11 protein-coding genes are annotated in these 13,191 nt (G+C 59.4%); 3 read left to right on the top strand and 8 right to left on the bottom strand.

Features of this window, described 5'->3' with window-relative positions; translation table 11 throughout:
• Window positions 1-148 precede the first annotated feature (148 nt).
• The 4 genes from glgA to ylqF all read right to left on the bottom strand — a co-directional run bounded on the left by glgA (window position 149) and on the right by ylqF (window position 4,145).
• On the bottom strand, window positions 149-1,624 hold the full coding sequence (gene glgA / locus ACVWZ1_RS07520; RefSeq protein ID WP_457503010.1) for a glycogen synthase GlgA: 1,476 nt from the start codon (window positions 1,622-1,624) through the stop codon (window positions 149-151).
• A gap of 564 nt (window positions 1,625-2,188) precedes the next feature.
• Window positions 2,189-2,614 (bottom strand): DUF2996 domain-containing protein, encoded by a 426-nt coding sequence (locus tag ACVWZ1_RS07515; RefSeq protein WP_457503009.1) that lies wholly within the window; start codon window positions 2,612-2,614, stop codon window positions 2,189-2,191.
• 80 nt (window positions 2,615-2,694) lie between these two features.
• Window positions 2,695-3,060, bottom strand: a complete 366-nt coding sequence (locus tag ACVWZ1_RS07510; RefSeq protein WP_011432289.1) for an NAD(P)H-quinone oxidoreductase subunit M — start codon at window positions 3,058-3,060, stop codon at window positions 2,695-2,697.
• A gap of 233 nt (window positions 3,061-3,293) precedes the next feature.
• A complete protein-coding gene (gene ylqF, locus ACVWZ1_RS07505) occupies window positions 3,294-4,145 on the bottom strand; it encodes a ribosome biogenesis GTPase YlqF (RefSeq protein ID WP_457503008.1) in 852 nt (283 codons plus the stop codon).
• A 175-nt stretch (window positions 4,146-4,320) separates the two neighbouring features.
• Here ylqF and ACVWZ1_RS07500 point away from each other — a divergent pair, with 175 nt between their 5' ends.
• Window positions 4,321-4,806: a 2Fe-2S iron-sulfur cluster-binding protein gene (locus ACVWZ1_RS07500; protein ID WP_414358164.1), complete on the top strand. Its 486-nt coding sequence runs from the start codon at window positions 4,321-4,323 to the stop codon at window positions 4,804-4,806.
• 165 nt (window positions 4,807-4,971) lie between these two features.
• Window positions 4,972-6,357 carry an FGGY-family carbohydrate kinase gene (locus tag ACVWZ1_RS07495; RefSeq protein ID WP_457503007.1) on the top strand — a complete coding sequence of 462 codons (1,386 nt, stop codon included), beginning with the start codon at window positions 4,972-4,974 and terminating at the stop codon, window positions 6,355-6,357.
• Window positions 6,358-6,797: 440 nt separating this feature from the next.
• Here ACVWZ1_RS07495 and ACVWZ1_RS07490 read toward each other — a convergent pair whose 3' ends face one another.
• On the bottom strand, window positions 6,798-7,679 hold the full coding sequence (locus tag ACVWZ1_RS07490) for a Tab2 family RNA-binding protein (RefSeq protein ID WP_457503006.1): 882 nt from the start codon (window positions 7,677-7,679) through the stop codon (window positions 6,798-6,800).
• 18 nt (window positions 7,680-7,697) lie between these two features.
• Window positions 7,698-8,174, bottom strand: a complete 477-nt coding sequence (locus ACVWZ1_RS07485; protein WP_414349864.1) for a VOC family protein — start codon at window positions 8,172-8,174, stop codon at window positions 7,698-7,700.
• Between the two features lie 299 nt (window positions 8,175-8,473).
• On the opposite strand from ACVWZ1_RS07485, the gene ACVWZ1_RS07480 reads away from it, so the two are divergent.
• Complete coding sequence (locus ACVWZ1_RS07480) at window positions 8,474-9,619, top strand: energy transducer TonB (RefSeq protein ID WP_457503005.1); 1,146 nt, start codon at window positions 8,474-8,476, stop codon at window positions 9,617-9,619.
• A 46-nt stretch (window positions 9,620-9,665) separates the two neighbouring features.
• On the opposite strand, the gene ACVWZ1_RS07475 is transcribed toward ACVWZ1_RS07480, so the two are convergent.
• Both ACVWZ1_RS07475 and ACVWZ1_RS07470 read right to left on the bottom strand, forming a co-directional pair.
• Window positions 9,666-11,615 (bottom strand): NHL repeat-containing protein, encoded by a 1,950-nt coding sequence (locus ACVWZ1_RS07475; RefSeq protein WP_457503004.1) that lies wholly within the window; start codon window positions 11,613-11,615, stop codon window positions 9,666-9,668.
• A gap of 322 nt (window positions 11,616-11,937) precedes the next feature.
• A complete protein-coding gene (locus ACVWZ1_RS07470) occupies window positions 11,938-13,158 on the bottom strand; it encodes a peptidase C39 family protein (protein ID WP_457503003.1) in 1,221 nt (406 codons plus the stop codon).
• Window positions 13,159-13,191 lie beyond the last annotated feature (33 nt).

Here is a 13,191-nt window from a genome sequence, read left to right as displayed (position 1 = left end):
GGATCCTTAGGTGGGAAAAAATAACGGGGCGAGCCCACCTTCTTCAGCAGCAAATCTGTAGAGAAGGTTAAGCCCAAGATTGTTACCTATCGTCCAGCATTTCGTCCTTGGGGTCAAGAGCTGGGATCGCTGGGGATCGCTGTTGGGCTCAGCGGTGACGAATGAAGTCGTAGATCTCCAGATACTCCTTGCCAGGATAGTTCCAGGAGTAGTCGTAGCTCATGCCTTGAATCTGCAGTTGACGGAACTGGTCAGGAGCGGTGTACCAAAGGTCGATGGCCCGATCCAGAGCCGACTCCAAAGCAGCTGGATCTGTGTGATAAAAGACGTAACCATTGCGTTGTTCGGGCAATTTGTGGGGATCGTAGTCGCGGTCGAAGACGGTATCCACCAGGCCACCCACTCCTCTCACCACCGGAACTGTGCCATACTTCAAGCCAATCATCTGAGTGAGTCCACAGGGTTCGTAGTGGCTGGGCACTACGATGATGTCTGCCCCCGCATAGATAAGGTGGGAAAGTTCTTCGTTAAAGCCCAACTCAATGTGAACATCGGGGTTGTTGTTGAGGTAGCTTTTCTCGTGGGCAAACCAAGCGCCGATCCCTCGCTCCGTAGCGGATCCCAGGAGAACAAATTGGGCATTTTTGAACAGGGAGCGGTAGATGGCATGATGCACCAAATGCACGCCCTTTTGCTCGTCCAATCGCCCGATATAGGCCACGATAGGCTTGTCAACATCCTGCAGTAGCAGCCGATCCCGCAGAGCTTTTTTGTTTTTAGCTTTATTTTCCAGCGTTTGAGCAGTGTAGCGCACGGGGATAAAGCGGTCGATCTCCGGGTTCCAGATGTCGTAATCGATGCCGTTCAAAACGCCGCGAAACTTATGCCGGTGCAGGTAGAGGGTATGGCCCAGTCCATAGCCGTAGTCGCCAAATTGCACCTCCAGCGCGTGATTGGGAGAAACCGTAGTAACGAAGTTGGAAAAGACAATTCCCCCCTTCATAAAGTTGAGAGAAAAGGGGTTGAAGTTATCGCGCAAACGGTCGTAGTGGAAGTAATAGGGTTCGCGGTTGAGGCCGGTAGCCCAAAGAATCTCTGGGCCACCAAAGCCTTGGTGTTTGAAGTTGTGAATGGTGTAGCACACCCGCTGATTTGCCATGCCGTGGTACTTGTAAATCTCGAACAGCAGCACCGGCACCAACCCTGTCTGCCAGTCGTGGCAGTGGATCACATCCGGGCGTTTGTTGCTTTGTAGGAGAAACTCCAAAGCCGCCTTGCTGAAAAAAGCAAAACGCATGTTGTCATCCGGGCAGCCGTAATAACACCCGCGATTAAAGAAGTTGTCTCCTGAGTGAGGCTCAATGAAAAAGCAAAGGCGGCCATGCACCCAGCCGCAGTACACCGAACAGTGGATGGCCCCCCCGTACCAGGGCACCCAGAGATCGCGATAGGCATCGTGCAAGCCCCAGATCTGGTCGTAGCGCATGGTGTCATACTTGGGCAAAACCAGCTCGACACAGTGCCCCCGCACTTCCAGCTCCCGGCTGAGGCCGTACACCACATCCCCCAGTCCCCCCGCCTTGATGACCGGGGCACATTCAGACGCAATCTGCACGATGTACATTTCGAGATCTCCTGTAGCAGAGCCTTACCTTTCTTCACAAAACGATAATCGTTTTTGGCCCCGACAGAACATCCCTCGCAGCGGCAAGGGATCCCCACAATTAGGGATCCTCACTTTAGATAACCTCTGGGCAGACTGGGTTCAGGCTCAAGCGGCGCCATTTGCTCAGGAACCTGATCTACGGGAGCAGCTCTCTACGGAATTAGGGTCATTTGATTCAAACTAGGGCCCTGCACCCCCACTCAAAACGTTGGTCGCGTCAGCGTTGCGGAGCGATAATGCACAAGGCCAGAAGGCTTTTCTCAATAGCCCAGGCGTCTTACCCTAACCTGAAACGGCTATGAACGGTTGACCCCGGCATATGGGCACCGTTCTTCGATCCGAGTGTGCAGCTCATCTTCCGAGAAAGCAGCAACCGAAGTACCCTGTTTAGGATCTAGGCATGCCAGAGGCATGCCAGAGAACGGGGCCGGATGGATCCCGGCTTTGCCAAACCAGAACGTTTTTCACATGGGATCCATGAGCACCGTTCCTCAGGCAGGGATCCTTCAAGGTCACGCGAACTCAATACCACTGCTGAGCGTAAAGGCGCTGCACCAAATAAAACACGAATAGGTTGGCATCCACGCGCCGCTCGTCGATCATAAAAGACTCGATGGTGCTGGCCGGGGATCCTTCGGTGGTACAGCGGAAGAACTTGCGGCCATTCAAGGATCCCTCAGCAAACAGCACGCTAAATTGCTTCTTGCCTCCTGCAAACGCGCCGACCAGCGTCTTGCCTTCCAGGCGCAGCTCCAGATCGCTGACTCCGCGCTTTTGAAAAGCCGCAATGGCTGCCGGGATCACCTCTTCCGTGATCTGTTGCTCGAAGGGCTTTTCTTCCTTAGCAACTTTTTTCGCAGCGGCTTTGGGGGAATCCTCAGCAGCAGGCTTGGCAGCTTCAGCGGGTTTCTCGGCAGCAGCGGCCTCGGGGGTGGGTTCTCCAGACATGGGGAAACGCTCCGACAATCAGATGGGTAAAAGCCTTAGATGCAGAACAATCAAAAACTCTGTCCAGAACCGGCAAAGAGCTAGCCCTTGGGGATGTATTGGCCGACAATTTCTTCAGCAGGGATCTGGGGAAAGCCCATGCTGAAGTTGGGGGCACGCCCCTGCAGGTTATAGGCGATCTCCCCTTGCTTGAGCAGGGAGCGGATGAAATGTTCCAGGTCAGACCCAATGCGGCGGATATTGTACTCGGTCAAGTCTCGCCCCCGGTATTCTTCCACCAACTCTTCGAAACGGGCATAGACCTTTTGCAGGGCAGCATCAGTCCAGACCAGCTCGTTGTCCGGATCCACATCGAGGGTAAACAGGTCGTCGCGGGGCACGAAGTTGTTGTCTGCAGTAACTTCACCGGCAAAAATGTGGACGTGGCGAGTGGTGCATTTCAGCATTGCGATGGCTCCGCTCCGGATCTAACCTGCTAAACAGCGTATCATTACCTAGCGCTTGTGGGGGATCCGCTATTTGCCCTCGGCTTACTTCGGCCCAAGCTTTTTCTATGCCCGCTGCTATTCCCCTACTGGAGCGCCTGCACATTGAGGTGAGCAAGTTCCCACAGCGGCCTATCGCGACAGCGTTGCGGTTCCCCTGCCCATAGCAACAACGTGACTTTCTTGTAGGGGGCTCACGCATTGGGAGGAAGTTCCAAGGCCAGCGGCCCTAGCAAGCCCTTGCGATAGTCGTTGAGAATTTGCCGTGCTGCCCGTTGAGGATCCCCTTGATACCGCCGCTCGGCCAACTCCTGCACTGCAGCACCACCGGGAGGGATCGGATCCGGCCAACCGTAGCGCCTTTGTAGGAGAGATCGGGCTTGGGGCTGCACCCTCAGCACGTGATCCAAAAAGTAGGCCGCCACCCGTTCGGGATCGTAGGCCGCTTCGCCGATGTCATCGCAGATGGCCAACAGAGAAGCCGCCTGTTGATCCGGCAGAGAGGGCGGTAGGATGCCCGGCGAGTCCAACAGATCCAACTCTCCCCCCAGCCGCACCCACCGCAGTTGCCGCGTCACTCCAGGACGTGCTGCGCTCTCGGCTGCCCGCCGCCCCAAAAGCCGATTCAGCAGAGCAGATTTGCCCACATTGGGAAAGCCCACCACCACCGCCCGAACGGCCCGCGGTCGCATGCCCCGCTGTTGACGCCGCGTGTTGACCGATTGCCCCAAGTGCAAGACCGCCTGCTTGAGGCGATTCACCCCTTCTCCTGAGCGGCCATTGGTGGGATAGACAGGGATCCCTTGCCGTAAAAAATACTCCTGCCAAGCTTTCAGATCCCTGGCCTCAATGCAGTCCACCCTGTTCAGAGCCAAAAGACGAGGTTTTTCCCCCAGCCACCGGCCCAGCTCAGGATGACGGCTGGCCGAAGGGATCCGCGCATCCAACACCTCGATGACCGCATCCACTCGCTGCAACTCTTCCCGCAACTGGCCGATCGCCTTGGCAATGTGGCCGGGATACCACTGGATGGCCGGAGAACTCATGCCGCCAGAATCCTAGAAGTGGACAGCAGAAATCAGCAGTGGGATCCAATCTAGCCCGATTCCCCAAAAGAGGCTCAACCTGCCCACCGAGGTAGCCAATAATACAATGTGGACGCGGCTGGGATCTTTATTTCATGGACAAGCTAATGTTAAGGCGTGTAACAGAGGGAAGGTTATGGTCAAGCGCGTGCGGTTGGATCCCATTGCCCAAGTGTCTGAAATCGCCACCAACAGCAATTTGCTCTCGGTACTGTTGCAGGAAGAGCTGAATGTGTTGAAAGAGTGCGGCGGGCGCGGCCTCTGTGCCACCTGCCATGTGTACGTTAAGGAAGGGATGGAGTCTTTGTCTCCGGTGAGCAAGCGGGAGCAGCGCACCCTGGAGGCGATCACCACCTGCAAGCCCAACTCCCGCCTGGCCTGCCAAGCGCGCGTGCTGGGGGAAGGGGTGGTGGTGGAATTGCCTGCCGGGATGTACATCAATGCTTTTCAGGATATCGAGGCGTTGATCGGTCGGCGGGCCGAACAGCCGCTTTTGCACCCTGTAACCGGCGCCATTTTGGTGCAGGAGGGTAAGCTGATCACCCGCTCGGTGCTGGAATCGGTGAAAGGGCTGGATCTGGATATCCAAGAAGCGTTGGCTCGGAGCAGCCAGGAGTTTTGAAATTGTGATCGCGACAGCGGGCCGGAGTTCTTTCCCATCCTTTAGGCCAGTTTGAGCCACTTGGCCACCCCATCTATACAGAGAGCATTCTTGGGCCTTGGGCACTCCATCATGACAAGGCATTTTCCTTCCTAATGATGAGCTGATGATGAGATGAGTACCCCTATGCCCCCTGTGTTTCTTGGGATCGATCTGGGCACTTCTGGGATGCGGGTGGTGGCCCTCTCAGAACAAGGAGAGGTGGTGGCCAAAAGCGAGCGCCGGTGGGATCCCCCAGAGACCAATCCAGGCCGCTGGTTGCGAACCCTGAAAGCCCTTCTGGGACAACTAACCGCGCAACTGGGGGATCGGTATTCCATTGCCGCTCTGAGTGCGTGCAGCACTTCCGGCACCATTCTGCCGGTGGATGGTCGGGGCATGCCGTTGGAACAGGCGTGGCTGTATTCCGACCCGCGGGGCCAGGCTCAGGCCAAGCAATTGGGGATCCCTGCCAGTTGGGGCCTCAGCCGTTGGCTGTGGTGGGCGGAAGCCCATCCTGATCAGTATCGAGACAGCTACCTGGCCCATCCGGCGGACTTTTTGCTGAGCCAACTGGGGGGGCGCAGGCAGGTGACCGATCACACCCATGCCCTCAAGAGCGGTTTCGACCTGGAGGCCTACACCTGGCCTCAGGAGTGGTTGGCGCGGCAGGGCCTAAACCCCAAGCATTTCCCCGAGGTGGTGTCGCCGGGAACGGTTTTGGGAACGGTGCGAGCAGACTGGGGATTGGGGCCGGAAGTGCTGATCGCGGCAGGGATCACGGATGGCTGTGCCGGGCAATTGGCAGCAGGGGCCACCCGCTTAGGTCAGGTTTCCACCAGCTTGGGCACAACCCTCATTTTCAAGGCCAACAGTCCGGATCCCATACAAACCCCAAGCATCTATTCCCATTTGCACCCGGACTGTGCTCCACACCACTGTCGCGAACGAACGGTTTGGTGGCCGGGAGCGGCTTCCTTTTGTGGAGGCGGAGTTTTGCCCCATTACTTCCCTGGCGGCAACTTGCAAGTGCTGGATCAGCAAGCCCAGGCTTATCTGCCCACTGGGCTGGTCAGCTATCCCCTTTGTCAGCCGGGAGAACGTTTTCCCATTGTCGATCCCCGGTTTGCCGGGTTCTTGCCGGAGGCAGAAGAGGGATCCCCCCGTTTTTATGCTGCGTTGTTAGAGGGGGTAGCCATGGTCGAGCGGCTGGGGCTGGAAACGTTGGCGGCTCAAGGGATCCCGGTGTCAGAACAGAGTCCGATGTTCACCACCGGCGGAGGCAGCAAAAGCCCTCTTTGGTTGCGCCTGCGCGCCAGTATCCTTGCCCGTCCCTTGGCCGTGGTGAAACACCCAGAGCCGGCTGTGGGGGCAGCCATCTTGGCTGCTTCTGCCTATTGGTGCTGCTCTGTCCAACAGGCTGCCGATCGATTGGTGCAGGTGGAACGCTATGTTCAACCAGATCCAGAATGGGCGAAGTCTTACGCAGAGATCTACTCAGCCTTTCACAGCCGCCTGAGCAACCTGCTTTGACATGCTCCCTGCCCCACCAGCTTGCTTCCCCGTAGCGCTGGGGTTCTTGCTACGGTCATTTCAACAGTCATTTCGATCCAAACTAGGACACTACGCCCACCTAAAACATGGGCTGCGTCGTCGCATCGTCGCATCAGCGTTGCGGAGCAATCATGCACGAGGTCAGGAAGCTTTTCTCCGTAGCTCGGGCGTCTCACCCTAAGCTGAAAGACTATAGATAGATCAAGGCACTTCTCAACTGCTCCGCGGTGCCGTCCAAACGCTTCACGCCGCTTCCGCGACCATCCCTAGGAAAGGGAGAGAGGAGCCAGGAAGCCATGCAGCGGAACAGTCTCATTCCTCCTTGAATGACTGTAGGTTTTTCCCTCTGAGACAGCGATGATGATCTCCCCAGTTGTTCGGGCTGCACTCTGCTCTTGCAAACGACTGATATTCATAGTTCATAGGGGATGTTGCATCAGCCAGAAGCCGGCGAAAGACTGGGCCTTGAAATCGGTTTGAATGGCGAGAAAGTGGATCCCTTGGGCCTGCTGCTGGCGCTGGGCAAAGACTTCTGCCTCTGTTCGCAGTTTTTCATCTCTCAGTTGCGCAAATAGGTAGCAATCGTTGAGGCCTGCCTCGAACAGGAGCCGTCCGTCTGCCACACTCAAGTAAGCGGGCTCCATACCGCTCATCCAGGCTGCCATCGGCAAAGCCCGCTGGGAGGCGATCACCAAGCCGGGAATGAGGGTGCTCCGCACCACTGGTGCCAATGGGTCGGGCGTCAAAGTGTCCCAGGCAACCGGAAAAAGCTCGCCAAATTCTATCGGCCAGGCGTCGGCTTCCCGCAGATCCTCAGCTCGCAAGGTCACGAAGGCCCAGCGTTCTCCCTGCAACTTGTCCGGCAGACGGATGGGATCCGGCGGATCCGGATCCACAGGAGGTTCGGGGCTGTAGGTGAACTGAGTCTCTTGGGGGTAAACCCGCTCTGCCCGTTCTCGCATCCAGGCTTTGAGGGTGTAAACGCGACGACTGGGCAGCATCGGGATCCCAACCGCATCGCAGGCCCGTTGCAGGATGGAACTCATGCGGGCTCGAAACACACGAATGGCCGAGGGAGGCTGTGGGGCAGCTTCCAGGTAGCTCCGCAACTGTCGTGCCACCCAGGTGCTGTTCACCTCTTGGTTGCTGCAATACTGCGCTTGGCGAAACTGGCCGGTGGGATCGCATACCAACAGCTCCCAAACCCTTCGGTTCTGCTCATCCCGCAGGGGGACGGCGTTGAAATCCATCTGCCAGATAGGGCCGCGCGCAGGGCCAGAACGCAGGGGTTGAGTGGCCAAAGGTTCCTCCTGTTTGCACTACATGCCACTTGAGCGGGCCGGGGATCGTTCGCGCGAGCGGTGGGAAGCACTGTCCCCGACCAAGGCCAATTCCCGCTCCCCGAAAATGGCGGAAGCGTGGCGGTAGTACTTAAACTCCAGCAGGTTATGGAAGGGATCCTGCAAAAAGAAGGTGCCATGCTCCAAGGGGGTGCCAACAAAGCGCCAGCGCGGCTCTTGATAAAAGGGCAAGGCCCGCGCCAAGGCACGGTCGGCCAGCGCCTGCCAATCCCCTTGGGTAGGGAAGATCAGGCCAAAATGACGAGGGTAGATGCCCCGCTGGGGCGTCAGCTCTTCGTGGGTGAGGTGGGCCACCAGTTGATGGCCGTACAGGTTAAAAATAACGGCAGCAGAGGTTTCTCGACCGATCTCACAGCCCAAGCCATCGCCGTAGTAGGCCTTGGCCAAGGCAATATCGGCAACTGGAAAGGCCAGATGAAAGCGGATGGGTTCCATAACGTCGCTCCTAAAAAGCCACCAAAAGTGCCCCACCAGCCAACATCAGAGCCAGCACCCCGAGCTGTGGGGCTTTTCCCCGGCTAATGGGATCCCCGCTCTTTTCAAGGTAGGCGATCTTAGAGCTGCTGCAAGGTGGGATCCCTTCCCGAGCCCGAGATAGACTATACGCCTTTGCGCAGGAGTGCCAACTGCTCGGATGCTATAACACTAGCTGGGGTGTTACCCCCGTGGCCCAGTCTGCAACAGACAACTCGGTGTGTTGAGAGCGTTGAAGAAAGGAAAGGGCAATCTTGGCTATGACCAGCATCTGGATTGAGCAGCGCCGCCGCGAGGATGAATCTCGCAACTTTTTTTGGATGGTGGCGCTGTCGCTGCTGCTGCACGTGCTGGTGCTGCTGGGATTGCTCCACTTGGGGCGGCTTTGGCTCACTCGCGAGCCAGAACAAGAAGCCATTGAGTTTATCCTTCTGGATCCAGAAGATCTGCAGCCCCCAGAGGAAGCAGATCTGGTTTCAGAAGTTGATTCCCGCGATGGGGGTGAGCGGGTAGAAGCCCCTCCGTCTCAAGGCAGTCCACCTCAATCTCAGGCCGCCCCTCCCCAGGAGGCCCCTCCGCCGCCGCCGCCAAGACCCCAACCGCCGCCACCCCAGCAGCCTGCCCCTGTTCCACCAACACCTGCCCCGGCTGCAGTTGCCCTGGCAACCCCAACTCCAACCCCTCCACCCACGCCCACACCTACCCCAACCCCCGCTCCCCCTCAGCCCACCGCGACCCCGACTGCGGCACCGCCACCTTCCACGCCTGCCCCCAGACCTACTCCAACCCAGACTCCACCGCCCGTGGCGGCTGCTCCCTCCCCAAGGCCCACTCCCCCGCCGACTGCGGAGCCCTTGCCCGTGCAGCCAAGCGAGCGGGTTTCGGATCCCAGCCAATTGGCTCCCGTTCCGCCCGCTCCGCAACCGGTGACAGAGGTTCTTCCCGCCCAGCGGCCCTCTGACTCTTCCCAGTTGGGGCCTCCGGTCAGTGCCTCTGCTCCCAGCAATGGAGCCGGAATCCAGGGCAGTGGAGCTAGTGGATTGGCCAACCCCACCCAATCCGCTCCCAATCCCCCCAGTGTGGCAGCGCGGGCCGATGTGGATTGGGGCCCCTGGCTGGCCGCTTTGCAGCGGAAAGTGGAGCAAAATTGGATCCCTGGACAGACCGGCACCTCGCGTCGCACGGTGGTGATTTTTACGGTGGGTCGAGCTGGCGATCTGCAGAGCATTCGCCTGGGGCGCACGTCTGGCAGCCAACAAACCGATGATGCGGCGCTGACGGCTATCCAGAGGGCAGCCCCCTTCCTGCCCCTGCCTGAGGCTTATGAGGGCAACTCGGTGACGATTAATTTCACCTTTGATATCAACGTGCTGGGCCAGTTGACTGTAGGGGGATCCGCCAACTGAGGAGGGGATCCCTGCGAAACCCAAAAGACGGCGGCCTGGCAAGAGCCTACAGGGATCCCACAGGAGTTGGGGTGGCGGGCCCAGAGGCAACGCGGCTTATGCGACGCAAGCCCGGCAAGCCGGCATCCACCACCACCACACTGCCATCCGCTAAGACTACCAAGCCGGCAGGCTGCTCAAACCGGGCTGCCGAGGTGGGGCCATCCTGCCAACCGCGCTGATTCTGTCCGGCCAAGGTGGAAACTTGTCCCCCAGGCTGAAGACGACGAATGCGATGGTTATCTCGGTCGGCCACCCAGAGGTTGCCTGCCGCATCGAAGGCCAGCCCCCCCAGGGTTTGAAAACGGGCCTCTGCCAGGGGGCCATCCCGATAGCCTGGCTCTGCCCCGGAGAGGGTGGTCACTCGTCCGCCAGCAGAGAGCCGGCGCAGGCGATGTCCATCGGCAATCCAGAGGTTCCCCTCCTTATCCACCGCCAGAGCCGTGGGCTGCAGGAGCTGGGCCTGTTCTGCTGGGCCATCGACGGATCCCGGCTGGCCGGTGCCGGCAACCGTGGTCACTTCACCTGCAGGGGTGATGCGGCGGATGCGGCGATTGGCGCGGTCGGCAACGTAGAGGCTGCCATCTGAACCCAAAGCCAGCCCAGATGGCTCCCGGAACTGAGCTCGGTCAAGCCCCCCATCTCGGTATCCGGCTATACAAGTGCCGGCAAAGGTGCTCACCTGTCGTTGCAGGTTGATATAGCGCAGGCAATGGTTGCCGCTGTCGGCCACCCACAATCCCCCCCTGGGATCCCAGAGCAGCCCCTGTGGGGAGTCAAACTGAGCTTGATTGGCTGCTCCGTCGCGGCGGCCTGCTTGGCCTGTGCCGGCCCAAACTTCCAATTCCCCCTCTGGAGACAGCCGGAAGATGCGGTGCTGGGCTCTATCGGCTAAATAGAAGGCTCCTTCAGGATCCACAGCAATGCCGCTGATTTGCTGCAGGTAGATCCTGGACTCGGTGCCGGTGTTATCAGGGGCGTTGCCGACAGGATCTGCCGCGGGCGAGGTGCGGCCATCCAGCAAAGTTTCCACCACCCAGGCCGATGCTGCTGGAGCAGCGGGGGTGGGAGAGGGGCTGGGGGAAGGAGTAGCGGCAGGCCAATCGTAGACCAGAGTGCCCAACCCTTGCCCGGAAGCATCCGCAACAGCAACCCAAACTGAGCCGGAAAGAGAAGAAGGCGGCATCACCACCAAACGGTCACCGCTGCGGGAGCGAATTTCCCCCCTCAGGATGCGCTCGGGATTGGCTGCTGCAGCAAAGAGAACTGTTTCCACCCGCTCCAAATTTTCCCCTGAGAGCAGCAACGGCTGGCCAAGGGTGGGCGCTGCCGAGCTGGTGTGCAGCAGCGGTACCCCCACCTCAGAGAGCACCAACATCGAAAGGCGGCGCTGGCGCTCTGTGTCTTGGGGAGGACGGTTAGCACCGCCAGAACCCTCAGAGCGGGCAGAAAGGGTCAGGGATCCCTTCCCCTGCGCCAGAGTGGTGGATCCCCGATAGGCGATGGCGCTGAGCTCCGCTTCCCCGGCGGGAGGATTGGTGAAGGTGAAAGTGGCCGGTTGCCCCGGGCGCAGAGGGGCAGTGGCGGTTTGGCGATAGGTGCCCAGGGTAATGCTCAGGTCGATCCCTTCCACCCCCGGCCAGGTGGGAGTGCGAGCCAGCCAGCGATCCACCTCTGAGGCCGGTAGCTGGGCCACCAGATCGGATCCCTGTTCCTGGAGCAGCAGAACGATGCGGTTGCTGGGCACCGACAAGCCGGACTGGCGGGCTTGCTCGAAAGTCAGAGAAAGCGGGGAGGGAGGGAGAGGAGTTGGAGTTAAAACCGGCTGTAGGGCCGCAGGGGGAACAACGCTGGGAGACAGACTAGAAGAAGAAAGCTCGCCACAGCCCGAGAGAGCCAGCACCAAGGCACTCAGCGCAGGCCAAGGTAGCGGTGTCAGGGAAGCCCGTCGTGGCATGATGCAGCTCATCCCCTCCCACAAACTGGGAAATGGCGGAAACCCAAACCCCCACGCTTACCTTCATCAGCGTACAAACCGGCGAGAATTGCCCAGCACTCTCTCTGCCGCAGGAGCCACCTCGACCAATGCCTTGGCCCCTGAACCGCATTCCTATTCATGACCAACCATCCTCACCCGCAGGTGAGTCGCACTCCTCACTCCATCTATCCTTACTCAAATCCCCACCGAAAGACCAGATAGCAGTTTCAGCGGCCAGGAAATCATCCAGGCCATAGCGGTAGCGCTGTAAGTCGATGCTGCCCGCGTTCGCCCGGTTCGGCTATAGAGTGGGGACAGGCCACTCTCGCGGATGAATCAAGTAGACGGTACCCCCGGAGTGCTCCAGCCACAACGACTCTAGCTGTTCGCGGCGGTAGGTACGGCGAACCTCTTCGTTGGTTTTGGCCGCCGGATCGTGGACGATGGGATCCCCGTGGCTAAACTGCTCCGCACCGCTGCCGCGAGCAAACCCCACCAGCACCGCCAGATGGCCGTTGCTTCTGGGAATTGGCGCCCCTTCCAGTTCTCCCTCACCCCAAGCATAGCTGAGGATCACCGGAACCCCTGCCGCGATCCAGGCTTCTGCTTGAGCCAAGCTCTCCAGCCGCGCCACCACGCCGGACAAACCTTGCTCGGCAGCATGGGCGACGTTGAAAGCCCAGTTGCCATGGCCCTGGTAAACCCGGTCATACACACCGGCCACTGCTGCGCGCACCAACACCTCACAGGGGCGGGGATCCCGCTTCCAGTAGGCCATCACCATCGCCAAAGAGGTGGGGCTACACCAGACCTCTCCCCCATCGGGGTACACCATCTGGGAGCACCAAGGCAGATCCAAGATTTTGCCCCAGCGGCTGGGATCCCCAGGGGATAGGCGGCTGGGCCTGACCGGCTCGTTGGAAATGGCAACTGCCACCTGATCCACAACGGCAGAACGGCCTGGCTCTTGCGTGAACAGGCGCACCCTGACCTGGAAGGCTTCTGCTCCGTTGAGGGTATCCTTGAGCACCAGCAAGTCCGTGTACAGGTTGCCATCCTCATCCCCTTGTCCTTGCACTGAGTGGCTGGCCAGAGTCAAGGGATCCGCAGCCCATACCCCGCCGTGATACCACTTTGTCCAGCGGTCTGAAAGCTTGGCCCGAATCCACAGTTCCAACCAGGTGCCGGGGGGCGTGGTGGCATTCCAGGAAGCGATTGCCCCGACCATAGGGAAGCTGGTGGGGACTGCTGGGCTGGTGGCTTCTCCCACCCAGTAGGGGCCAAGGGGATAGAAAGGGCGCCCCCGATCGCGTAAGCGGGACGGAGTCCTTAGCGCCACCTCAGGCTCTTCAAGGCTGACTTCTTGCCGCAAACCCTCTGGATCCAAGACCAATTGCCCTCGGGCGTTCAGGCGGATCCCTTGGGTTGACCAGTCCTGAAACCCCTGAGCTTCTCCCGCCCGCCAGCGCTGAAACCCGGTGCGATAGGTGAAGTGGGTCTGGGCTTGCATCGTCAAGAGCATGACTCTAGTCAATAATAAGCTCAACTATACTGA

The organism is Thermostichus sp. MS-CIW-25 (assembly GCF_054060015.1).
Note: the sequence above shows the minus strand (reverse complement) of the source record. Positions and strands in the feature narration are given on the sequence as shown.